Source organism: Clostridium sp. CM038 (assembly GCF_055081105.1).
Genome location: NZ_CM143651.1, coordinates 1,673,403 through 1,697,729, shown reverse-complemented (window position 1 = coordinate 1,697,729; position 24,327 = coordinate 1,673,403). Strand labels below are relative to the sequence as shown.

At 29.3% G+C, this 24,327-nt stretch carries 16 protein-coding genes; 5 read left to right on the top strand and 11 right to left on the bottom strand.

Translation table 11 applies throughout. The annotated features are described in order from the left end of the window. Positions 1 to 176: 176 nt before the first annotated feature. A complete protein-coding gene (locus ACWJKS_RS07660; protein ID WP_165414326.1) occupies positions 177 to 407 on the bottom strand; it encodes a glutaredoxin family protein in 231 nt (76 codons plus the stop codon). Between the two features lie 315 nt (positions 408 to 722). Between ACWJKS_RS07660 and hydE the strand changes: the two genes are divergently transcribed. Further along, positions 723 to 1,766, top strand: a complete 1,044-nt coding sequence (gene hydE, locus ACWJKS_RS07655) for a [FeFe] hydrogenase H-cluster radical SAM maturase HydE (protein ID WP_216304031.1) — start codon at positions 723 to 725, stop codon at positions 1,764 to 1,766. A 34-nt stretch (positions 1,767 to 1,800) separates the two neighbouring features. Here the strand turns inward: hydE and ACWJKS_RS07650 are convergent, their stop codons facing one another. The 5 genes from ACWJKS_RS07650 to ACWJKS_RS07630 all read right to left on the bottom strand — a co-directional run bounded on the left by ACWJKS_RS07650 (position 1,801) and on the right by ACWJKS_RS07630 (position 4,114). Continuing rightward, the gene (locus tag ACWJKS_RS07650) at positions 1,801 to 1,935 is read right to left on the bottom strand and encodes a hypothetical protein (protein ID WP_258280693.1); all 135 of its coding nucleotides are present in this window, start codon (positions 1,933 to 1,935) and stop codon (positions 1,801 to 1,803) included. A 197-nt stretch (positions 1,936 to 2,132) separates the two neighbouring features. Continuing rightward, positions 2,133 to 2,768, bottom strand: a complete 636-nt coding sequence (locus ACWJKS_RS07645) for a flavodoxin family protein (RefSeq protein ID WP_216304032.1) — start codon at positions 2,766 to 2,768, stop codon at positions 2,133 to 2,135. A 42-nt stretch (positions 2,769 to 2,810) separates the two neighbouring features. After that, entirely contained in the window at positions 2,811 to 3,095 is a 285-nt protein-coding gene (locus ACWJKS_RS07640; protein ID WP_216304033.1) for a putative quinol monooxygenase, read from the bottom strand. 134 nt (positions 3,096 to 3,229) lie between these two features. Continuing rightward, the gene (locus tag ACWJKS_RS07635) at positions 3,230 to 3,613 is read right to left on the bottom strand and encodes an FMN-binding protein (protein ID WP_216304034.1); all 384 of its coding nucleotides are present in this window, start codon (positions 3,611 to 3,613) and stop codon (positions 3,230 to 3,232) included. Positions 3,614 to 3,634: 21 nt separating this feature from the next. Beyond that, complete coding sequence (locus tag ACWJKS_RS07630; RefSeq protein WP_216304035.1) at positions 3,635 to 4,114, bottom strand: flavodoxin domain-containing protein; 480 nt, start codon at positions 4,112 to 4,114, stop codon at positions 3,635 to 3,637. Positions 4,115 to 4,295: 181 nt separating this feature from the next. Here ACWJKS_RS07630 and ACWJKS_RS07625 point away from each other — a divergent pair, with 181 nt between their 5' ends. Further along, positions 4,296 to 5,789: a hypothetical protein gene (locus ACWJKS_RS07625; protein WP_462959674.1), complete on the top strand. Its 1,494-nt coding sequence runs from the start codon at positions 4,296 to 4,298 to the stop codon at positions 5,787 to 5,789. Between the two features lie 135 nt (positions 5,790 to 5,924). On the opposite strand, the gene ACWJKS_RS07620 is transcribed toward ACWJKS_RS07625, so the two are convergent. Then, on the bottom strand, positions 5,925 to 6,560 hold the full coding sequence (locus ACWJKS_RS07620; RefSeq protein WP_462960871.1) for a TetR/AcrR family transcriptional regulator: 636 nt from the start codon (positions 6,558 to 6,560) through the stop codon (positions 5,925 to 5,927). 252 nt (positions 6,561 to 6,812) lie between these two features. Then, the gene (locus tag ACWJKS_RS07615; RefSeq protein WP_216304037.1) at positions 6,813 to 7,595 is read right to left on the bottom strand and encodes an HAD family hydrolase; all 783 of its coding nucleotides are present in this window, start codon (positions 7,593 to 7,595) and stop codon (positions 6,813 to 6,815) included. 472 nt (positions 7,596 to 8,067) lie between these two features. Between ACWJKS_RS07615 and ACWJKS_RS07610 the strand changes: the two genes are divergently transcribed. Further along, on the top strand, positions 8,068 to 8,808 hold the full coding sequence (locus ACWJKS_RS07610) for a LytR/AlgR family response regulator transcription factor (protein ID WP_216304038.1): 741 nt from the start codon (positions 8,068 to 8,070) through the stop codon (positions 8,806 to 8,808). A 610-nt stretch (positions 8,809 to 9,418) separates the two neighbouring features. On the opposite strand, the gene ACWJKS_RS07605 is transcribed toward ACWJKS_RS07610, so the two are convergent. The 3 genes from ACWJKS_RS07605 to ACWJKS_RS07595 all read right to left on the bottom strand — a co-directional run bounded on the left by ACWJKS_RS07605 (position 9,419) and on the right by ACWJKS_RS07595 (position 23,261). Next, complete coding sequence (locus ACWJKS_RS07605) at positions 9,419 to 15,418, bottom strand: amino acid adenylation domain-containing protein (protein ID WP_462960870.1); 6,000 nt, start codon at positions 15,416 to 15,418, stop codon at positions 9,419 to 9,421. Continuing rightward, positions 15,415 to 18,603 carry a non-ribosomal peptide synthetase gene (locus ACWJKS_RS07600; protein ID WP_462960869.1) on the bottom strand — a complete coding sequence of 1,063 codons (3,189 nt, stop codon included), beginning with the start codon at positions 18,601 to 18,603 and terminating at the stop codon, positions 15,415 to 15,417. Before ACWJKS_RS07600 ends, ACWJKS_RS07605 begins: the two co-directional genes overlap by 4 nt. Positions 18,604 to 18,704: 101 nt before the next feature. Continuing rightward, a complete protein-coding gene (locus ACWJKS_RS07595) occupies positions 18,705 to 23,261 on the bottom strand; it encodes an amino acid adenylation domain-containing protein (protein WP_462960868.1) in 4,557 nt (1,518 codons plus the stop codon). A 292-nt stretch (positions 23,262 to 23,553) separates the two neighbouring features. On the opposite strand from ACWJKS_RS07595, the gene ACWJKS_RS07590 reads away from it, so the two are divergent. Together ACWJKS_RS07590 and ACWJKS_RS07585 are read left to right on the top strand one after the other, a co-directional pair. After that, on the top strand, positions 23,554 to 23,703 hold the full coding sequence (locus ACWJKS_RS07590) for an IS3 family transposase (protein WP_369811885.1): 150 nt from the start codon (positions 23,554 to 23,556) through the stop codon (positions 23,701 to 23,703). Between the two features lie 242 nt (positions 23,704 to 23,945). Further along, positions 23,946 to 24,302: an IS3 family transposase gene (locus ACWJKS_RS07585; RefSeq protein ID WP_258280761.1), complete on the top strand. Its 357-nt coding sequence runs from the start codon at positions 23,946 to 23,948 to the stop codon at positions 24,300 to 24,302. Positions 24,303 to 24,327 lie beyond the last annotated feature (25 nt).

The following is a 24,327-nucleotide window of genomic DNA, read 5'->3' as shown; positions in this document are numbered from 1 at the left end:
TTGTACATGTCAACACTTTTATTTGTTTTTAGATGTTTAGCAACATTTTATAAGTAAATCCCATACTTTTATAAGTGAAATAATAACAATTGATAATTGTCATCTCCCCTAGAAGTAATTGCTACAAAAAAAGAAGCCTATCAGCTTCTTTTTGTAACATATATATTTTATTACTTTTATAGGCCTAGTTTAGCAACTACTTTTTCCTTATCAAACCCAACCATTTCTTCTCCATTTATATCTATTACCGGTACAGACCTATAGCCTTTTTTTATAAGCGCTTTTTTTGCTTCTAAATTTTCAGAAATATTATGCTCTATATATACAATATTATTTTCTTCGAAAAACTCCTTAGCCATATGACAAAATCCACAAGCATTGCTTGTATAAATCTCAACTTTATTCATAAATAACCTCTCCTTTATTCTTGTTTTTTAACTTAAATTGCATATAATTAAACTTATTTTTATAGTAGCACCTTTCTTTTCTTAAGTCAATAATATTAGATGCTGTCTTTTTACAATAACTACTAAATCGTATTAATAATAATTCTTATTTAACTAGTATGGTCTAAATTTATTAATATGTTTTCTTATTTTATATTTACATATATTATTTATAATATTATGATAGTCTTAACACTATATGTTAGTGACACAATAATTTATAATTATTTTATATTCTAGATAACTACAATAATAAATATAAGGAGATAACCGATAATGATGAAATTATTAGAAATAATAAACATGGCAAAAACAGAGCATAAATTGTGTAAAGAAGAAATCATTGCTCTTTTGAGTTGCAATGATATAGACCAAGAACTATTTAATGCAGCTGATGAAGTTCGAAAAAAATATTTAGGGGATGAAGTTCATCTTAGAGGACTTATTGAATTTACGAATATATGCAAAAGAAATTGTCATTACTGCGGACTAAGACGAGATAATAAAAATTTAGTTAGATACAGATTAACGCAGGAACAAATTTTAGACTTTGCCACTAAAGCTAAGTCATTTGGCTATAAAACTATAGTACTTCAAGGTGGTGAAGATGATTATTACACAAGAGATAGAATTATCAGAATAATAAAGGGAATAAAGGCTTTAGATTTAGCTCTAACTTTAAGTATAGGTGAAAAAACTTATGATGAATATAAAGCTTTTAGAGACGCTGGTGCTGATAGGTATCTTTTAAGAATTGAGACAACGGATAAAAACCTATATGAAGATATAGACCCAGGCATGAGCCACGAAAACAGACTGAATTGCTTAACGATATTAAAAGAATTAGGCTATGAAGTTGGAACTGGTGTTATGGTTGGTCTCCCAAACCAAACTATAGAGTCCTATGCGAATGATATATTATTTTTCAAAGAAATAAATGCTGACATGCTAGGCATAGGTCCTTTTATTCCAAATGAAGACACCCCACTTGCAACTGCCAAGGGTAAGGAGCTAACTATGGCCCTTAAAGTTATGGCAATAACACGTTTGCTCCTACCAGACATTAACATACCTGCGACAACTGCTATGGAGTCCTTAAACAAAAATGGAAGACTAATGGCTCTGCAAAGCGGCGCCAATGTAGTTATGCCTAATGTTACAGAAGGCGAATACAGAAAGCATTATGCACTGTACCCAGGTAAAATATGTACTGGGGATACTCCCGCTCATTGTCGTGGATGCATAACCGGCAAGGTTAATAGTATTGGAAGAACGATTTCAACTAATTATGGTTTTAGAGGAGATCAACCTACTAAGTAATTTTACAATGCAAAAGAGCCCTAAGGCCCTTTTTTTAACGAAATGTTTTTTTAGCTTCTTTTATTGGTTTATTATTGACTGGTTCGCCTTCTGCATCCACAATTCCAGGCTTATTATGTTTTTTATTTAAATCATGCTGTATATTCATTTTTGTAGCTTTATTTGGCATTAAAAACTCCCCTTTCTAAGATTATATTATCCTAGAAAGGTAGTTTTTATTCTATACTTTTGATTTTTAAAACTTCAATATATTAAAACAACTTCAAAATTAGTAAATGGAGTAATAGATCTAATTCTGTAAACAAAATGGAAAAGAACTGCTCAATTTAAATTAAGCAGTTCTTTTCCATCTTATAGAACACTCTATTAGCGAATAAAGTTCATGAATATTTTTTCTTCTCTTTCTGGCGCTTTAATATTTTCTTTTCCATTTTCAACTAATTTCATAAGCCATGCCATATTCTTCCCAAGCACTCTCATAATTTGCACCCCTTCTTCATCTTGTAATGCCTCACCGGGGCTTGTACCGTGAATAACATTCCAATAATTCGAAGTTGGCATTAACATTTCCGAATAATTAATATAATTGTTTATCTGATTAAAAGTTGGAATTCCACCAGAACGCCTTACAGCAATAACGGAAACACCAACTTTATGTCTTAGCATTCCTTCATTATTACCCGCAACATAGAAAGCTCTATCTAGAAATGATTTCATAGTTCCTCCAATTGATGCGTAGTGTACAGGAGATCCTAAAATTATTCCATCTGCTCCATTCATTTTTTGAATCCACTCGTTAACATCATCACCTGGAAGCACACATTTTTCATTTTTATTTTTTGCACATTGATTACAAGCAGTACATCCCCTAATTGACTTGCCACCTACATGAATGATTTCCGTTTCTATTCCTTCTTTTTCAAGTTCATTTGCAACCATTTTTATTGCATGATAAGTATTTCCTTCTTTATTGGGACTACCATTAATAGCTACAACTTTCATTTATTCTACCTCCTAATTTTATTCTCCGAATAAAATATTTTGTTATATCAATTTATATAAATTAACCTCTGACTGACTTTCTTGTAAATCTTCAAATTGGGGAACAATGCTAGTGAAATGTTCTGAGATGTTATGACTCTTAATTACATCTTCATTTTCCCACTCTTCTATAAATGTTAATACATTACATTTGTTAGCGTCTTGATATAAATTGTACGATATATTTCCTTTTTCTTTTCTGCTTTCTTTTATAAGTTTTTCTGCTAAACGCTTGAATTCTTCTACTTTGGCTTGTTTAATTGAATTTTTTGCGACTATAGTAATCATTAAATTTTCACACTCCTTAGCATTATATTAAATACATTTCTACTTGAAAGTATACGCCATTAAAAAACATAGAACAAGTACACATTTTTTTGTAATATAACTTACCAAAAGGTATGAAATGTTGCATTGTTTTTTTACTTTAATGAATTTTCAATAGCCTTTAAATATGCTTTGGAAGTTACTGTTGCCCCTGAAATAACATCTACATTAGTATTTTGTTTTTCTAGAACCTTACTTAGCAGGGCTTTTGTAACCTCTGGTTTTGAGAAAAAAACATCCTTTACCACATCTATTTTAATAATTTTATGTTCTTTAATTATTATATTCATCTCATTAGACCATCTTCCAGCATTATATTTCCCATTGTACATTCCATCACTTAATGATGACAAATTCACATCATTAACGACTAGATTGATACCCGATTCGAGCCCACGAGTAACAAAAAGCACTCCGACTATAGCAATTAAAAATAGGAGAATGGATATAGATACTGTAACTTTTAAAATTTTCTTCATTTAATCCCACCCTCCCTCAACTTAACCATTGTTTATTACCTGTGCAAATTTATTAATATTTTCCTTTGAAAGCGTTGATGTATCCTTATTAGTTTTACTAATCTTCTTAATAATAAATCTTTCAAGGACATTCATTTTTTTAAATATGAACTCTCCTCCGAAGTATTGTGTTGCAATTGCATCTGTTAACAATTCTTCGGGAAAAGATGTGTGTATCTGTTTTTCTGCCATCTCATTTTCACTCATACAACAAATAAAAAATCCAAGTTTCTTCTTTTTTAATGCACTAATATTTTTTAAACAAAACGAATTTACCTCCTTTTGAATTCTCCCCATGTAGATTGATCCGCCGATAATAATGTTATCAAACAAAATCATTTCCGGCATACTTTCCTTTTTTATATCTACAATTTTCACTTCACCATGTAGCTTACCTTTTAAAATATTGCTACATTTTTCTGTGCAACCATGCTTAGATGCATAAATAATAACTGTTTTCATACTTGCCCCCCCCTTTATTTTAATGAGCTTTCACGGAAACTCCTTAGCTCCTGTGATTACTCATTTTTAGTATCATTAATTTTTGTTGATTCCCCCACTTTTTTTGCATAAAACACTTGACAAGCCTGTAAAATTTTGCGGTCCTCCTCTTAAAGACATGTTTTAATAGGAGGATTATTTTATGCTTAAAAATTGGAGCTCTCATGCTGATTATCAGCAATTTATTATTTTAAATCTCTCATGTTTCTACAAAGCTTTTCCTAAAAAAATTATAGAACTTGAACCTTCTATCTCTAAGTTGTATTGCTTAGACTTAGATATTCTTAGAGAGATATTAAAACCTTATTATTCTAATATTGGTAGACCTGCAACTCTTCAACCTGAGATATTTCGTTCATTTTCTTTAATGCTTTTTCAAAAGGAAACAAGCATTACCAACTGGGTTAAAAAGATTCATGCCTGTGAGTTACTTGCAACCTGTATAGGCTGCACTAAAAATAATGTCCCATCACTTGGTGCTCATTATGATTTTATCTCTAGATTATGGCTTTCAAATCTGTCTACCGACAGGGTAAACCTAAAAAAAATATATTCGTATAAGAAGAAACCCTCTAAAATTAAGGCACCCGGGAAAAATAAAAAGCTTCCTAATAAAAAAACTGGTGTTGTTAAGAGAATTTCAGATTTTTTTGAAGCTGGTCGCTCATTTTCCCTAAGAGCCGAAAGGCTGCTTCAAAAAATATTCTCATTAGTTGCTGTAGAACCCTCTTTTAATCTTAACTTAATAGAAAAAGATAACCTTACAGTTGGCGGCGATGGTACTTGTGTTCACTGTAAGTCTTCTTACTATGGTTCTAAAGTTTGTGACTGCCGTGAAAATGGAATTTACGATTGCAAATGCCCTCGTAGACTTTCTGACATAAATGCTAATTGGGGTTGGGACAGCCATGAAAATCGTTGGTTTTATGGCTACACTCTCTATGCTTTATCTGTCTATAATAAAAAATATAAGATAGATCTACCTATTTATCTACGATTTGTAGAGGCAAGCAGACACGACAGTGTCACTGGAATAGTAGCATTAGCTGAATTTAGAGAACTGTTACCGCAGTTCACTATATCAAATTATGTTCTTGACTCAGCTAATGATAACTACCCTACATATGAATTATGTTCTAAATGGAACATTAATCCCTTTATTGATCTGAACTCCAAAAACAAAGGAAATTCAAAATATCCAGTTACTCTAGATATTAATGAAAAAGGATTTCCTATCTGTATTGGTGGCCATGAAATGGTCTATAACGGTTATGAAAAAAGTCGTTCACGCCTTAAATGGCGTTGCCCTTTAGTTTTAAAAAAGGTTGCTAGTTGCTCTTGCTGTGAACAGTGCTCACCTTCACCTTATGGGCGAGTAATCTACACTAAACCATCATGGGATTTGCGGTTGTTTACTCCTGTGCCTCGCGGCTCAAAACAATGGAAAACTATTTATAAAACTAGAACCTGCTCAGAACGTATAAACAATCGTATTCTAAATGATTATAAAATTCATACTTTACGAATACATGGTAAAAAACGTTATTCATTTATGACTATGATTGCTGGAATTAATATTCATCTAGATGCAAGACTTAAAGTTTCAGGTTTTAGTATTTTAAATTTATTAGAGTAGCTGTTTGACAATTAAGTACTTTTTTCTGAAAATTCCTGCATCGTGTAGGCTTGTTTGCTATACCTATTTTTATTCCTAACTGCTCTCTGAACATAAAATTTATAGCACTATAATGACTCTATACATAATTAAGTTTTACATATTAGTTTCCGTGACTACTCTTAATAATCCATTAATAAGAATTTCAAAATGATGATTTATAAGTCTCTCTTTTTGTTGCTTAGTAATATTTTTTTCTAATATTAATCTAGAAACAAGCCCATGAGTAGATGTCCATATTATTTGTGCAGTAAGCTCAATATCCATTTTTCTGAAAATGTTTTTTCTGATCGCCAACTCTACTAACTTACAAAGCCCTTGTATACTTTTTCTTTCCTTTGAAATACCCTCCTGCAGCATATTTACCTTTTCTTGTATAGTTTCAATATCATTCATTAAAACAACCCTAAATTGCTGTGGATTTTCTAGCATAAGTTCAATATAAGACCTCATCCCATTTACTATTGTCTTATCTGGGTTTTCAGTATCTATAGGAATCTCACTTATAATTTTTAATATGTTTCCATACCCTTCCGCTACAACAAAAGACACTATTTCAGCCTTATCCTTAAAATAGTGATAAATAATACCTGGAGAATACTCAATCCTACTAGCAATCTTACGAATAGATAAATTTTCATAGCCTTCTTCCACTAATATATCATTTGTGGCATCTATTATTTTTTTTCTTATGATCTCTTTTTCTAATTGTCTTCTTTCTGTTATTCCCATAATCCCTCCAATAGTTAATGTTTTATTAATCACTGTAATTATATTAAACATCGTTTAATGTAATTTTACCATTGTCTTGATTATAAGTAAATAGATTGAAACATATAATTTTTGCGTAATGACGATCCAAAGAGATTTCTAGAACTTCCACGAATAACTTACAGAGTCAGCCAAAAATAGCCTCTCCCATTATTAGGAAAGGCTATGCTTTGTTTTAAACTCATTAACTAATTGTATAAAAAGCATTTATTTCTACAAAGAAGCTATTACATTATAAACGCCATCTTCATTATTGCTTCCTGCAATAAAGTTAGCATGTTTTTTCACATCTTCTGGAGCATTCTTCATTGCATAACTATAATGTGCTGCTTTAAACATAGTCAAATCATTATAATAATCCCCAAAAACCATTGTGTTCTTTTGATTTATTTTAAATTTTTCTTGAATCATATTTATAGCCTTTCCTTTGCTTATACCTTTGTTCATTATATCTATCCACTTGTCGCCGGATACAACAAATTCAAGCTTATCACTCAAATTCCCCTTTATATAATCCACTATAGATGGTTTAACTCCATCAGTCATATAATAAGTAATCTTATATATTGGATTTTTTATTTCGCTAAAAGATTTTAATATTACCACAGGCACCTCAAAAGATGTAAAGTTATTCAACATATCTTCTGATGGATTTACTATATATGCCTCATTTTCTCCAGCTAAAAATAATTCCTCTCCTAGCTTTGGATTTAAATTCACCACAGAGTCTATTTCTTCTCTATCAATACTGCTTGAATACAACGTCTTACCCTTATTATTATACTTAACAAGGGCTCCATTATGAGCAATAAATATCATATCTGTATTGACCTTTTCAAAATTTTTGCTTAGTTGAGAGTAAAATCTGCCACTTGCTGCTGCAAATTTTATATCCTTTTCATTAAACATATGTATTAAATCAAATATTTTTTCATTTATATTTCCATTGTCATTTAATAAGGTACCATCCATATCTGTTGCGATGAGTTTTACCATAAGTATTTTCTCCTTTGTTTACCAGAGCATTCACGAAAACTCCTTAGAGCCTGTGATTTGAATGGAATAAACATCCCCTCTACCATGATATATTTTACTCACATGTTATTACTCCGTTTTTTTATTTGATATATTTATAATAACATATGTTTATAAATAAAATAATCATGTATAACGATTTATCTATATTTTTTTCGACATATGCGTCCGCCACTAACTCATGACTGAAGTCACGAGAGTGCGTGGCGAGTCGGATGTTAAGAACATTTTTAGTACAACTTAAAATATTACATAATTTACTTATTGTTGAATAATTATTTTAATTTTATATAAAAGATAATGGAATATGATCTTCTCGAACGAAGGAGAGATATGCTTATGATAATATCTTGACCAATAGGACTGCATAATTCGGATTATTATGTTACAATATGTAATAATCAGTGTTGAAATAACTTTAGGAGGGTATACAATGCTTGGTATCATAATTTGTGAAGATAATGAACATCAAAAAAAACAAATTGAAAACATTATAAAAGATGAATTAATAAATTTGAAAATTGATTTAGAAATAGAATTATCAACAAGAAAATATGAAGAAGTCATTGCTTATGTAAAAAGCAATAAAGAGAGAATCTTTATTTATTTTCTTGATGTAGACCTAAAAGATCAAATATCAGGAATAGAACTTGCTAAGATTATAAGAAAGTATGATTCAAAAGGATATATTGTTTTTATTACAGCACATTCTGAGATGTCTCTTTTAACTTTCAAATATAAAGTACAAGCTTTAGATTATATTTTAAAAGGTGATATTAAAAGTATTAAGAATAAAATTAATGAGTGTATTTTAGAATCATGTAATGATTACAACAAAAATAATACTAAAGAAAAAGTAACTATAGCGATAAATTTAGGAAATAGAATAACTAATTTCTCTTTATGCGACATGTTATTTTTTGAAACAACAACTATAACTCATAAATTGAGGCTCCATACAAATAATGGACAATTTGAGTTTTATGGAAAATTGAAAGATTTTGAGGTTGAATTAAACTCATGTTTTTATAAAGCTCATAAATCATATTTGGTAAACATAACTAACATAAACTCAATTGATAAACAAAATCGTATTATATATTTTGTAAATGATGAAACTTGTTTTGTTTCTGCAATGTATCTAAAGGGACTGATAAAAAAATGCTTAGCTTAGTTTTAAATATAAGTACTATAATTTCTACTATTGTAATGGTACTCTATTTATATCCAATTTTTTTATAAGTCATTTAAATATCTTCATAAAATTATTCATGATAAATCTATTTATTGTATTAAATTCTTTAGTTTTAATAATTATACTTACAGAATTAAATAATGAAAATGTAAAAAGAAATTTTGAACAAGAATGCAGAAACGAAGAATTGTCTAAACTTATGGAATACACAAATATGTTAGAATATGTTTCAAAAGACTACGAATCTTTAAACATGATTATAAATATTTTAAATTATTCACTTTATTCCTTTAATAAACAAATTGAATATATATAAATAAGGAGTTTAGTTGGTTAACCAGGGTACATCATAAATTTTCATCCATTACTCTTTATATTATTTTTATCATGAGAAAATACCACTTTTATTTTTTAGTGGTATTTCCTCGTGAATTAACTAATTGATTCATGCTTTATTTTCACCACGATGATATATGGTAGCACAAGAGTATCGCACAATAACATAACGGTAACTAATTGATGACCATAAACTGTTTTACCTTTTAAATGAGAATGGTGGAATCCACATTTTTCATTTGAAGTTTAAATGTTATCCCTCACTAAATTTAGTCTCTAATATGTTGAATTCATCTTGTAAGATTTTTTCTAAATTATTAATGCATTTCTTATAAATAGGAAATGATATAACTAGATAGTTTGAATAACAATTAACAAAAATTTCTGTTGCCCTTCTTATCTTATCTAAACTTAACATTTTTTGTACTATATCATATGTTAATTCAAAAATACCATGATAATTGATTGACAAAACAGATGCAGTTAATAAATAAAAATCTTGCTGTTGCCTGTTAAAAAGTTCTAAATAATTAATATTTTCATCTTTTTTAATATTTTGAACTTTTTCTACGTATTTTTGCATATCGCATTTAATTGCATCTTGTGAGCAATCTATTAATATTGGTAATATATCTAAAAATTCACCCATTGTATTGGTATAATTTCTCTCCTTACCTCTTCTATCTTCTTGTAAAATAAACATTGGTATAATAGTTTTATCTAGTGAGATTAATTGATTTTCCCTTGCTACAATTCTCAATACATGAGTTAATAAATTCCATGGCTTTTCTTTTAAAACCTTCAACGATTTTGGTCCCATTTTTATTGTTAAAAGTATTGATTTTTCGAGATTATTATCTATATTACCTCGAACATATTCATTAACATTTTCTATAAAATCTTCAATTTTTAATTCTGCCATATATCCAATATTTTTTGTAAATCCATTACAATTTTTAATCTCTTCAATATAATTTTTATACGTTGTTTTAATTAATGTTTCAGTTGAATTAGATTTAATTAAATCATTTAACCTATCATTTAAAATTTGTGTACTGGCTTTATCCCATCCACTATGATGTGCTATAATATGGAGTTTATGACATACTTCCGACTCTCTAGTAATCACCATTCTAATCAAATTATTTCGACCATCACAGTTACCTTCTCCATTTTTCATTCCGTAAATATCTTTATGAATGGTAGTGATATATTCATAGGAACTGTATCTTAAATCAACATATGGAACATACCATGAAGTATCATATTTATGTTCGGAAATAATATATTCTCTATCACACTTCTCATATGAACTTCTTAATACACTTTGTTCTTGAACAACTAATTTAACTGCTTCCATAATTTTATCTTGGGTATAAATTCCATTAATTGTTATCACTTCTTCTATTATAGTGCCCGTTGCTTCAAGAAAAGATTTTTGCATACAAGAAGCTATATATTGGTCTATAATTTTGTTATTCAAATTATTATTAAAGTTCTTTAATTCAATCTGTGAAAAATCTTTATTGCTTAAAGAGTTATTATCGCTACACATCTCTCTAAACATCTTTTCAGCCATTATGCTTTGTGAGAGTTGATGTTTTCTCATATTAATACAGTAATGTGGCATATGTTTTATTGACAATTTTTCAGTTATTGTGTTAATAATTTCATTTCTGATTTTTTGATCCATGTTTTCTACAAATAATATAGAATATGCTTGCTTATCTACACTAATAACCTTAAGAATACTATCAACACTAAATCTTGACCAAATAAACTGATTCATATCGAAATTATTGTAACTATTATTCATTTCTAGTCCATTTACTTCTATACTCTCTCTTTTTCTTACCTTTACACAGTGCCCTATGATATCAAGTAATTGTTTTTCATACTGTCTTTTGAAATCTTCTATGAAACATTTACTGAATCTCTCCTTATCAAAATTGATAATTAGATTAAGTTCTTTGTTAATAATAGCACCATTAACTGAAATAGGTGTTCCAAATCTATTTTTTTCTGATATCTCTTGTCCACAAGAGATATTGCTTAATAAAAAATCCTCAGTATTATTTTCCTGTCCAAATTCCCCTAAATAATTAAATGTGATATCAGGCTCTATTCCCTCCAGCACATCATCTCCTAATACTTTTAGCACTCCATATCCAATTCCATGATTAGGAATTTTTCTTAGAGTCTCTTTTATTTTACATATGTCCTTTACTATTGTTTCTCCGATTTCATTTATTGCTACAGGATAAACGCTTGTAAACCATCCTACAGTTCTGTCAATTGCCATGGAGAACCCTATTGGCTCTCTTCCATGCCCTTCAACGCTTACAGACACACTCTTAATTCCTGTAACTTTATTAACTGCTCTAAATAATGCTGTTAAAAGCAAATCGTTAATTTCTGTCCCATAAGCTCGTCCCGCTTTATACAGTAAATCATTTGTTTGTTCACTAGTTAAATGAACAATAACATCATTTATTCCATGTTCGACTTCATTTACTGTAAATCCCATCTTACTCTCTTTAACCTTTTGTTCAATATCTTTCCAATAAACAATCTCTTTCTTCAAATCATTGCTCTCTCTATATCTTCTTAATGTCTCACTCCATTTCTTGAATGAAACAGTTTTTGCTGGAAGTATAATTTCTTTTTTCTCTTTTGATGCTAAATATCCTCTGCTTAAGTCTTCTAAAATGATTCGCCACGACACTCCATCTACCACTAAATGATGAATGGAAATGAATAAATAGTCTTTGTATTCTGTACAGAATACTCCTACTTTCATTAATGGTCCAGTTGAAATATTAATACTCGATTGTATTTCATTTGCACTTTCATCTATTTTTCTGTATAATATTTCTTCTTCTTTAATATCAGAAAAATCATAATACTTAAAGTTATACAAGCTACCTTCAGAATTTGACCTTATTGTTAGTTCATCATCTTTGTACACTGCTCTAAGTATATCATGATGCTCTACAATTGCTGTGAGTGCCTTTTTAAGACTTTCTTGCTTTATTCTTTCTTTACTTTCAAGAATAAAGGATTGATTAAAATGATTTGGAACTTCAAGCTTATTTGTAAAGATGTCTATTTGTATTGGTGTTAACCCAACTTTACCTACTATTTCTGATTGTTCTGCATTACTTTTTTCTACTTTACTAATTCCTGTACGAATTGCTCGAATAGTTCTATCTCTCATAATATTTCTTATACCTATCTCATAACCGTATTCTCGCAGTTTCGATATCATACGAATGGCTTTAATTGAGTCTCCCCCTAATTCAAAGAAACTGTCATCAATTCCTACTTTTTTTACTCCTAATACTTCAGACCATACCTTTACCATTTTCTCTTCTATTTCATTTCTTGGTACCGCATATTCTACTCCTGTACTTATTTCTCCATCTGGCTCTGGCAGTGCTTTTCTATCTATCTTTCCATTTGGTGTTAGTGGTATCTTCTCTATCTGTATAAAATACGCCGGTATCATGTAGTCTGGTAGTTCTTTTGACAAACTTTCTCTTAATTCTGCTACTGTCATTTCTTTTTTAAATACTATATATGCACATAAGTATTTATTCCCTTTTTTGTCTTCTCTATCTACTACTACTGCTTCTTTTATATTTTCTTGCCTTAATAACTGATTTTCTATTTCACCAAGTTCTATTCTAAATCCTCTTATTTTCACCTGATGATCTCTTCTACCTAAAAATTCAATATATCCTTCTTTACGAAATCTCCCCCAATCTCCAGTACTATACAATTTACCAAACTCAGGATGATTAATAAACGCATTTTTCGTCTTTTCTATATCATTCATATACCCTTTTGCTAATCCAACTCCTCCAATATATAACTTTCCAGGGATTCCAAATGGACATAACTTCATTTCTTTGTTTAACACATAGAAACTTTGATTAGATAAAGGCATTCCATATGGAATGCTATTCCATTCGATTTTAACTTCCGTAACCGGATAATAGATAGACCAAATAGAAACTTCTGTTGCACCACCTAAACTTATTATTGCTGCATTTGGAAAATATTTTTTTATTTTTCCAGGCAATTTTAAAGGAATCCAATCTCCACTTAACATTACTAGTCTCAAATTTTCATTTTTAAATGGCTCTGTTATACTTTCTATTAACATATCCATAATAGCAGGAACTGAGTTCCATATAGTTATACTTTTATCCTTTAATACTTCAATAATTTTATTTACATCTCGTTGATCTTTAATTTGCACAAGCTTTGCTCCTGTACTCAAAGCCCCAAAGATATCATATACTGATAGATCAAAACACACAGAAGAAAGTCCTATGATTTTATCATTTTCTTTTACTGCAAATTTACTATTTATATCCTGTATTGTATTTAACACTGCCTCATGCGTAATTACAACACCTTTAGGTTTTCCAGTACTTCCTGAGGTATAGATTATATAAGCTAAATCTTGGGGTATATTTACTTTCCCCAAATTCTCTTTATCAGTATTATAGATTTCAGTATTATCTATGTCTATTATTTCTACCTCAATGTTAAATAGATCCATATATGCTGACTTTGTAATAAGTATAGAAGACTTACTGTTTTCCAATATGTATTTTATTCTCTCTTGTGGATAACTTGGTTCTATTGGTAAATAGGCTCCTCCAGCTTTTAAAATTGCAAGTATTCCTACTATCATCTCCGGGGAACTCTCTATCATTATTCCTACTACACTGTCTGGTTTAACGCCTTTTTCCCTCAATATTCTTGCCAAACAATTGGCTTTCTCATTTAGTTCTCTATAAGTTAGCTTCTCATCTTCAAATACTACTGCTATATTATCTGGCGTTTTTTCAACCTGTTCCTCAAACAATTCATATATTGTTTTATCTTTTTGATATTCTGCCTTCGTATTGTTAAAATCTACTAGTATCTTTATCTTTTCTTCTTCTGAAAGCATCTCTATCTCTGATATCTTTATTTCTGGATTCTCTGATACTTCTTTTAATATATTTATAAAGTGTTGTATTACTCTTTCTATTGTTTCTCTCTTAAACAACTTTGTGCAGTATTCTATGTTGAATGATATTTCTCCTTTTGCTTCTATTGCTGATAATGTAATATCAAACTTAGACATTTTATATTCAAAGCTATATGGTTTGAATTTTAAGCTATCAATATCTATACCGTAAACATCAGTATTCTGTAATACAAACATAGCATCAAATAGTGCATTTCTACTTAAATCTTTTCTTATATCTAACTTTTTTACTAATTCATCAAATTGATAATCTTGATTTTCGTATGCATTTAATGCATTTTTCTTTACATCCTGCAAAAAATCTTTAAAGGTTTTATCTGCTTTTGGATAGTTCCTCATTGCAAGAGTATTTACAAACACGCCTACTATTTTTTGTAAATCGGCATGTGGTCTTCCCTCTATTGGTGAGCCTACTATTATATCTTCTTGTCCACTATATCTAGATAGCAGTATATTGTATGTTGACAATAATGTCATATACAATGTTGTTCCATTATCCATTCCTATTTTCTTTGCCTTTTCTGTTATATATTTATCAATCTTAAATCCTATACTTTCTCCTTCGAAGCTTTTCATTGTAGGTCTTTTATAATCTGTTGGCATGTCTAATACAGGTATTTTCTTCTTAAATACATTTTTCCAATACTCTTCTTGGTTTTTCATATTTTCTGAGCTTAAAGCTTCATTTTGCCATGCTGAATAGTCTTTATATTGTATTTTTAATTTTTTTAATTCTTCTCCTTTGTAAAGCTTTGAGAATTCTTCTATAATAATTCCTATAGATGTACCATCTGATATTATATGATGCATATCTATCATTAATATATGTTTTTCTTCTTCTATTTTTATTAGTTTCACTCTTAATAAAGTTGCTTTTGATAGATCAAATGGTTTTATAAAGCTTTTTACTATTATTTTTATTGTTTCTTCTTCTTCTTTCTTTAATTCTATGTATTCTAAATAAAATTCTACCTCTTTGTGTATTTTTTGTACTATTTCTTTATCTCTTAATTCAAAAGAAGTTCTAAATGCTTCATGCCTTTCAACAAGCTTTCTAAATGTTTCTTCTACTTTTTCTTTTTCTAAATTTCCTTCTACTACCATTACTGATGGCATATTGTAGCTTGTTTTTTCTTTTTCAAACTGATTTAATGTAAATAACCTCTTTTGTGCTGAAGATGCTTTTATTCTAAATATCAAACTCATAGTACTTCCTTCTCCCATTTTTCTTCTACCACTTTTATTGATGAGTATATACTTTCCTTTGATTTGCTTATATATTCTCCTATCTGTCTTATAGTTGTATTACTAAATACCTCACCTACAGGCACTTCTACATTTAGCTCTTTATGTATCATTGACACTACCTGTATAGCCTTTAGTGAATGTCCTCCTAATACAAAAAAATTATCATCAATACCTATTCCTTCTACTCCTAGTACTTCACTCCATACCTTTACTAGCTTCTCTTCTGTCTCATTTGTTGCTGATGCATACTCTACTCCTGTGTTTATTTCTCCATCCGGCTCTGGTAATGCTTTCCTATCTATCTTTCCATTTGGTGTTAGTGGCATCCTCTCTATTTGCATAAAATATGCTGGAATCATGTACTCTGGTAATTCTTTTTTCAACCCTTCTCTTAATTCTGCTACCGTCATTTCTTCATCACATGCTATATACGCACATAAGTATTTATTTCCTTGATTATCTTGTCTATCTACTACTACTGCCTCTTTTATATTTTTCTGCTTTAATAACTGATTCTCTATTTCACCAAGTTCTATTCTAAAGCCTCTTATTTTTACTTGATTATCTGTTCTTCCTATAAATTCTATATTTCCATCAGGTAGCCATCTTGCAAAATCTTCTGTGTGATACATTTTAGTACCTAATTTAAATGGATTTCCTACGAACTTTTCATCTGTCAATTCTTGTTTATTTATATATCCTCTTGATACCCCATCTCCACTTATGAATAACTCTCCTACTACTCCTACCTGAACTATTTTTAAATTTTTATTTAAAATATAAATATTAGTATTTCCTACACTTCTTCCTATTAGTACATTTCTATTTTGAGGCTCATTTTTAGTTACCTTATAAAAAGTTGAACATATAGTTGTTTCAGTAGGTCCATAACCATTTACTATCTCTAAGTCTTTATTTAGAGTATAAAATTTATTTAATGTCTCTCCTCTTATTGCTTCAACACCAACCAGTAATTTCCTTAGCTTTACCTTTCTCTTATTCATCTTTAAATTTTCATAGACTTCTAATAACAGAGACGGTGGAATATACGTAAACGTTATTTGATTATTAACTATTAATTTTGCTATTTCAATAGGATCAAAGGTCTTTTGTTTATGATTAATAACTAAAGTTGCTCCACTGATTAATGACACAAAGAACTCGCATACACTTACATCAAACACATAGTTTGTTAATGATAAAATCCTATCATTTGAATTAAATCCCTTATCAAATTGTTTAGCTAAGGAATGTATAAAGTTATTAAGGTTAAAATGCTCTATCATCGCCCCCTTAGGTTCACCAGTTGTACCTGAAGTATATATAATATACGCTAAATTACTTGATTGATTTACTTTCTCTAGATTACTTAAATTACCTTTAAATAAATCTTTATCAACTAAATCTATAACTTCTCCATCAAACTCTATGTTATCTACTAATCTTTCTGCGCTTAATAATACTTTGACTTCACTATCCATTAGCATATACTCAATTCTTTCCTTTGGATGGCTTAGATCTATAGGTAGATATGCTCCCCCCGCTTTTAATATTCCCATTATCCCTATCATCATCTCCAGAGATCTTTCCACCATTATTCCTACTATAGAATCTGGCTCTACGCCCTTTTCTCTCAATATTCTTGCTAAACTATTTGCTTTCTCATTTAGTTCTCTATAAGTTAGCTTTTTATCTTCAAGTACTACTGCTATATTATCTGGTGATTTTTCTACCTGTTCTTCGAACAATTCATGAATTGTTTTATCCTTTGGATACTCTGCTTTTGTATCATTGAACTCTACTAATATTTTTGTCTTTTCCTCTTCTGAAAGCATATCTATTTCTGATATCTTTATTTCTGGATTCTCTGATACCTCTTTTATAACATGTTTTATATGACCTGCTATCATATTTACATACTTATCATCATAAATAGATGCATTATAATTTAATTTTATAAATATTTCATCAGTCATTCCAATTATAATATTAAAATTATAATTAGTTTGTTCAACAACTTCATCCATTTGTATTTTAAAATCTAATTTTTTATTATGTTCAATCACTGGATAATTTTCAAATACCATTATATTATCTATTAATTTTTGTTTTATACTTGTATTTGATTGTACTTCTGCTAATGGCACATACTCATACTTTTTAGACTTAACATTAGCATCTTGTACTTCTTTTAATAATCCTATAAACCCCTTGTCTGTGCTACTTTTTATTCGTACTGGAACAGTATTTATAAACAACCCTGCCATATTTTCAATTCCATCAATTTCAGCCGGTCTACCTGATACTATGGCTCCAAACACAACATCATTTACATTATTATATCTTTGAAGTAATATTCCCCATATAGTTTGAAACACTGTGTTTACAGTTGCTTTATTCTTTCTTGCTATATTTTCTAACTTGTTTGTTGTTTCTTTATCTATAATAAATTTTATATCACTGTTTATGTACTTAACCTCTTTAACGGACTTAGCTAATTGTGAAATCTGCGCTTGTTGTTCGTAGTCTTCTAAGTATTTCTCCCAATATAAAAGAGCTTCTTTTTTATCTTGCTTTTCTAACCATTTTATATAATTACTGTACTCGTTTACTTTTTTAAATTTTATAGGCCTATTTTCCTTAAGCGCACTATATATATACATAAGCTCATTAAATATAATTGGAATACTCCATCCATCTAAAATTATGTGATGAAAACTTAATATAAAAATATACTTTTCTTCATCTGTTTTAATTATCGAAGCTCTTATTGAAATTTCCCTTGACAAGTTAAATCCTTTAACTGTATCCTTTTCTTTAAATTCCTTTATGAATATTACTTTCTCACTACTTCTTAAGGACGATATATCTTCAAAGCATATTTTTATTTTGGCTTTTTTTAGTACAATCTGTAAAGGTCTTTTTTTATCTTCATATATAAATAAGGTTCTTAAAACATCATATCTTTCAATGAGTTTATTTATACTTATTTCAAATAATTCCACTTCTAAGCTTCCAATTATTTTAGAAGATGATTGTTCAAAATATGCATTTTTATCATTACCCAATAATTTATGAAATAGCATACCTTCTTGCATTGGAGATAAGGGATATATATTTTTTATCATTTCATTATTACTCACTATTTATCATCTCCCATTTTTAATATATACCTTGCTTCAGTCTAACTGAAACACGAAGCAAGATATATTAGTAGTAATTTCAAATTGCACTTCAATAGAGATCAGATTTCATTAAATAAACTTCCAATTGTTAACTTTATATCTTGAAGTTCTTCAATAGAAACTTCTTTATAGTCCAAGTCACTTGGTGTCATTTCCGTCTCTTCTTTTTCAACACAATATTTAATAATATCTAGTAGTGCTTCTTTATAATTTTTAACAAGTTCTATAATTGTGCTCTCATCATACTCATCTTTATTATATTCAAAGTTTAAACACAATTCTCCCTTTACTACCATGCCATTTATGTCTATATCATATAAACGTTGACATTCCTTACCTATAGCATCTCCTGTAGGAATAAATGATGCATTAAACATTTCTTGGTTTACATCATTATCAAATTGGCCTAAATAATTAAAGCTTATTTGAGGGTTTTGTTTAAATTCTAAATCTTTTATATACTCATTAAGTGTTACATATTTTAATATATTGTATCCTACTCCCTTATTGGGAATTCTCCTTATACCATCCTTTGTTGATTTTATATAGTAATTTATATCCTCAGATTTTTCACAATCTAAAATTACAGGATAAGATGATGTAAACCATCCTATTGTTCTTGTTATATTCATATTAGGTATTATTTCTTCTCTTCCATGCCCTTCAATACTTACTAAAACTTTATTTTCACCTGTCCAATTTTTTATTGATAATCCTAGTGCAGCTAATAAAATATCATTTATTTCTGTATTATAAGCTCTATTTGTATCTGTTAATAGCTTATCTGTCTCTTCTTTTGATATTTTCATTTGTACCTTCTTAGAACTATACCAATTATTACTTGTAGTTTGATGATCTTTAGGAAGTTTTATTACTTCAGTATCTTCGACATTTTTCCAATACTCTATTTCCTCTAATAGTTTATTACTCTTAGCGTATTTTTGAATATTCTCTGACCATTCCTTAAATGAATGTGTTTTTATAGGTAGTTCTATTTTTTCTTTATTTACAGCACATCTATATCCTGCCGAAAAATCTTCAAGTAAAACTCTCCACGAAATACCATCCACTACTAAATGATGTATTACTATTAACAAATGATCTCCATCTTTAGTTTTAAACAACCCTAACTTTACAAGAGGTCCATCAATTAGATTTATACTTGACTGTATCTTTGTTGCCTCTTCTTCCATTTCTGCTTGATATGATTCTTTATTACCCAAATCCATAACTGATAAATCAAATAATTTATCTTCTACTCTCCTGTTGTACTGAATTAGCTTATTTTCTTCTTTTCTAATAACTATCCTTAATGCATCATGATGTTCAACTATTTTCGAAAATACCTTATCTATAATTTCTTCATCAAAACACTCTTTTGAGTACATCATAAATGCTTGGTTCCAATGATGCATATTGGTAAATTCCTGTTTAAAAAACCACCTTTGTATAGCAGTTAGTTCTACTTCTCCTTGTATAACTTTTTGATTTATTTGTTTATCCTCTTGCTTAGCATTTATACTTAATTCTCTTATTGTTGGATTTGCAAACAACTCACTAACTGTTATCTTCAAATTATATCTGCTTAAACGAGCGCAGACCTGTATAGCCTTAATTGAATCTCCCCCTAATTCAAAGAAACTGTCATCAATTCCTACTTTTTTTACTCCTAATACTTCAGACCATACCTTTACCATTTTCTCTTCTATTTCATTTCTTGGTACCGCATATTCTACTCCTGTACTTATTTCTCCATCTGGCTCTGGCAGTGCTTTTCTATCTATCTTTCCATTTGGTGTTAGTGGTATCTTCTCTATCTGTATAAAATACGCCGGTATCATGTAGTCTGGTAGTTCTTTTGACAAACTTTCTCTTAATTCTGCTACTGTCATTTCTTTTTTAAATACTATATATGCACATAAGTATTTATTCCCTTTTTTGTCTTCTCTATCTACTACTACTGCTTCTTTTATATTTTCTTGCCTTAATAACTGATTTTCTATTTCACCAAGTTCTATTCTAAATCCTCTTATTTTCACCTGATGATCTCTTCTACCTAAAAATTCAATATATCCTTCTTTACGAAATCTCCCCCAATCTCCAGTACTATACAATTTACCAAACTCAGGATGATTAATAAACGCATTTTTCGTCTTTTCTATATCATTCATATACCCTTTTGCTAATCCAACTCCTCCAATATATAACTTTCCAGGGATTCCAAATGGACATAACTTCATTTCTTTGTTTAACACATAGAAACTTTGATTAGATAAAGGCATTCCATATGGAATGCTATTCCATTCGATTTTAACTTCCGTAACCGGATAATAGATAGACCAAATAGAAACTTCTGTTGCACCACCTAAACTTATTATTGCTGCATTTGGAAAATATTTTTTTATTTTTCCAGGCAATTTTAAAGGAATCCAATCTCCACTTAACATTACTAGTCTCAAATTTTCATTTTTAAATGGCTCTGTTATACTTTCTATTAACATATCCATAATAGCAGGAACTGAGTTCCATATAGTTATACTTTTATCCTTTAATACTTCAATAATTTTATTTACATCTCGTTGATCTTTAATTTGCACAAGCTTTGCTCCTGTACTCAAAGCCCCAAAGATATCATATACTGATAGATCAAAACACACAGAAGAAAGTCCTATGATTTTATCATTTTCTTTTACTGCAAATTTACTATTTATATCCTGTATTGTATTTAACACTGCCTCATGCGTAATTACAACACCTTTAGGTTTTCCAGTACTTCCTGAGGTATAGATTATATAAGCTAAATCTTGGGGTATATTTACTTTCCCCAAATTCTCTTTATCAGTATTATAGATTTCAGTATTATCTATGTCTATTATTTCTACCTCAATGTTAAATAGATCCATATATGCTGACTTTGTAATAAGTATAGAAGACTTACTGTTTTCCAATATGTATTTTATTCTCTCTTGTGGATAACTTGGTTCTATTGGTAAATAGGCTCCTCCAGCTTTTAAAATTGCAAGTATTCCTACTATCATCTCCGGGGAACTCTCTATCATTATTCCTACTACACTGTCTGGTTTAACGCCTTTTTCCCTCAATATTCTTGCTAAACTATTGGCTTTCTCATTTAGTTCTCTATAAGTTAGCTTCTCATCTTCAAATACTACTGCTATATTATCTGGCGTTTTTTCAACCTGTTCCTCAAACAATTCATATATTGTCTTATATTTTTGATATTCTGCCTTTGTATCGTTAAAATCACATAATATCTGATGTTTTTCTTGTTCTGTAATTATTTCAATATCATTAATACTTTTTTCATCACTATCTATAATATGTTTAATTAAATATTGGATATGTGTAATTACATCTTTTATAGGCATAAATTTTTTAAATACTTCAATATTATAGTCAAAGTTAATCTCAACATCTTTACACTCGTCAAACTCTCGTATAAATACGCTCATGGAATTTCTTTCATGATGATTACTTAACGTTTTTATATCCGTTTTTGCCCCATTAAAATTTGCTGCGTAATTATGATGTTCATAGGATAAAGTTATATCAAATAAGCCGTCTTTTCTTTCTTTATAAATGCTACCGCAAATTTCACCAAAAGAAAGTTTTTGATGTCTGTAACACTCTCCTAATTCCATCCTTATTTCATTTATCATATATGAAAATGTCTTTTCTTTTATTATAGCTATCTTTAATGGTATAACATTGGCAAAATGTCCTACTATTTGCTTATTGCTAGCTTTTGTTCTGTTTAATATGGGAACTCCTATTACTACCTCTTCTTTATTGCAAACCTCTCCGAAATATACAGCTAATATACCAAGAAAAAAGTGAAATACGGAACATTTTCTTTTGTTAGAAAATTCAATTATTTCATCATACACTTTTCTTTCTATTACTAGGCTTTCTCTATTACTAACTATACCTCCATTACTATTCACACCCTTAGTAAATAGAGCTTCTGGAATATGTTTGAATTTATCCTTCCAAAACATTTTGTTTTTTAAATATGTATCTGATTCTTGGTATCTTTTATTTTCTTTTATAAATTCTAAATAGGAATACTTTTCTAACTTGCTTTTTGTCTCAGTTATATTGTTATAATTATTAACTGTCTCTTTAAATATTAGTGAAAATCCCCATCCATCTGATACTATATGATGCGATTCCATAAAGTAGAAATACTTATTATTATTTACTTTAATAAGAACAAATCGAAATAAATTCTCACCATTATCAAAAATAAATGGTTTTAAAAATTCCTTTTGCATCCAATTCAAAGAAAATTTCTCCGCATATTCTTTTATGGAAAAATCATAAAACGGTACCTCATATTTCAATTCTTTTAATATTTTCTGCGAAGGTTGTCCATCATTTTCAAATATTCTAATTCTTAAACTATCATTGTCTTCAATTAGCTTTTGTACCGATTTTTGAAACATTTGGTATTCGATAGGACCATTAATATTTGCATAACCACCAATATTATATATTGGTTTATCTTTATATAAGCATTGTTCAACCCATACATCTTTTTGATATAAACTTAACGGATAAATTTGTATTTCTTCTTCATTTAATTGTTTTTTTACCATTTTTATACCACCTATTCTTCTTATTCAGTGATTAACCACTCCTTCTATGAACTACAATATGCTGCTTGCTCATTGCACTCCATACTAAATAATAGTTTTGTAAGACATGTTAATACTCTTTCATACATAGGGCATTACTTTATAATAATCATTTTACACAGATGTACAAATAGTGTAAACTCTATTACCATGAAATACATATTTTAGACCATAAGTCGTTATATAATTTAAATTTGTTAGCTTTGAGACAAAAAAATGTATTCACGATATATTATTCAACTTAAAATATCACATGATTTTTCAGGCGGTAGCCTGCTATTCTAAAAGCGTAAAAAATGAAATTAAGGACTATGCGAACTATTATAATAAAGATAGATATCAATGGACTCTAAAAAAGCCCCTATGGATTTCTTTAGGCATTGTGGATTTGACATATCTATAATAGAAAAGCGAAACCCAGTCAATACGCTGGCTCGCTGGAGAAAAATCTATGATCATTTGGGGGAAGCTGGATTAATAAATGAACGAATCACAAACGTATAAGAAGGCTTATGAAAAAATATAGTTTAATTACTAAGGTAGGAAGGGCAAAGACTTATGCTAAGATGTTAAAAGCAAACCATGAACATAAAACACTATCAAACCTATTAAAACGAGAATTTAAACAATATCAGATTGAGTATAGTGTTAAAAACGCTTAATAGGTTAGAATGCAACCTTAATTTGGAAGATAATTCAGATACAATTATACACCCTGATCAAGGATTTCATTATACAAATGCAGATTTTCAATCTCGTGTTAAAGAATTAGGACTGACACAATCAAAGTCTAGAAAAGGTAATTGTTTAGATAATGCTCCTATGGAATCATTTTTCGGGCATATGAAAGACGAGATGGAATATAAACAAGCTATGTCATTCGGTGAGTTAGTAGGAATAGTTGATAGTTATATGAGTTACTATAATAATGACAGATACCAGTGGGGATTAAATAAAATGAGCCCTGCTCAATACAGGACTCACTTTTTAGTGCTAACATAGGTCATTTTTTTTAAACTGTCTAGTT

Coding starts and splice junctions, on each gene's coding strand:
- ACWJKS_RS07625 (WP_462959674.1), top strand. CDS start 4,296: ATGCTTAAAAATTGGAGCTCTCATGCTGATTATCAGCAATTTATTATT.
- ACWJKS_RS07660 (WP_165414326.1), bottom strand. CDS start 407: ATGAATAAAGTTGAGATTTATACAAGCAATGCTTGTGGATTTTGTCAT.
- ACWJKS_RS07610 (WP_216304038.1), top strand. CDS start 8,068: ATGCTTGGTATCATAATTTGTGAAGATAATGAACATCAAAAAAAACAA.
- ACWJKS_RS07645 (WP_216304032.1), bottom strand. CDS start 2,768: ATGAAAGTTGTAGCTATTAATGGTAGTCCCAATAAAGAAGGAAATACT.
- ACWJKS_RS07590 (WP_369811885.1), top strand. CDS start 23,554: ATGATTTTTCAGGCGGTAGCCTGCTATTCTAAAAGCGTAAAAAATGAA.
- ACWJKS_RS07635 (WP_216304034.1), bottom strand. CDS start 3,613: ATGAAGAAAATTTTAAAAGTTACAGTATCTATATCCATTCTCCTATTT.
- ACWJKS_RS07630 (WP_216304035.1), bottom strand. CDS start 4,114: ATGAAAACAGTTATTATTTATGCATCTAAGCATGGTTGCACAGAAAAA.
- ACWJKS_RS07615 (WP_216304037.1), bottom strand. CDS start 7,595: ATGGTAAAACTCATCGCAACAGATATGGATGGTACCTTATTAAATGAC.
- ACWJKS_RS07640 (WP_216304033.1), bottom strand. CDS start 3,095: ATGATTACTATAGTCGCAAAAAATTCAATTAAACAAGCCAAAGTAGAA.
- hydE (WP_216304031.1), top strand. CDS start 723: ATGATGAAATTATTAGAAATAATAAACATGGCAAAAACAGAGCATAAA.
- ACWJKS_RS07605 (WP_462960870.1), bottom strand. CDS start 15,418: ATGAGTTTGATATTTAGAATAAAAGCATCTTCAGCACAAAAGAGGTTA.
- ACWJKS_RS07620 (WP_462960871.1), bottom strand. CDS start 6,560: ATGGGAATAACAGAAAGAAGACAATTAGAAAAAGAGATCATAAGAAAA.
- ACWJKS_RS07595 (WP_462960868.1), bottom strand. CDS start 23,261: ATGGTAAAAAAACAATTAAATGAAGAAGAAATACAAATTTATCCGTTA.
- ACWJKS_RS07650 (WP_258280693.1), bottom strand. CDS start 1,935: ATGCCAAATAAAGCTACAAAAATGAATATACAGCATGATTTAAATAAA.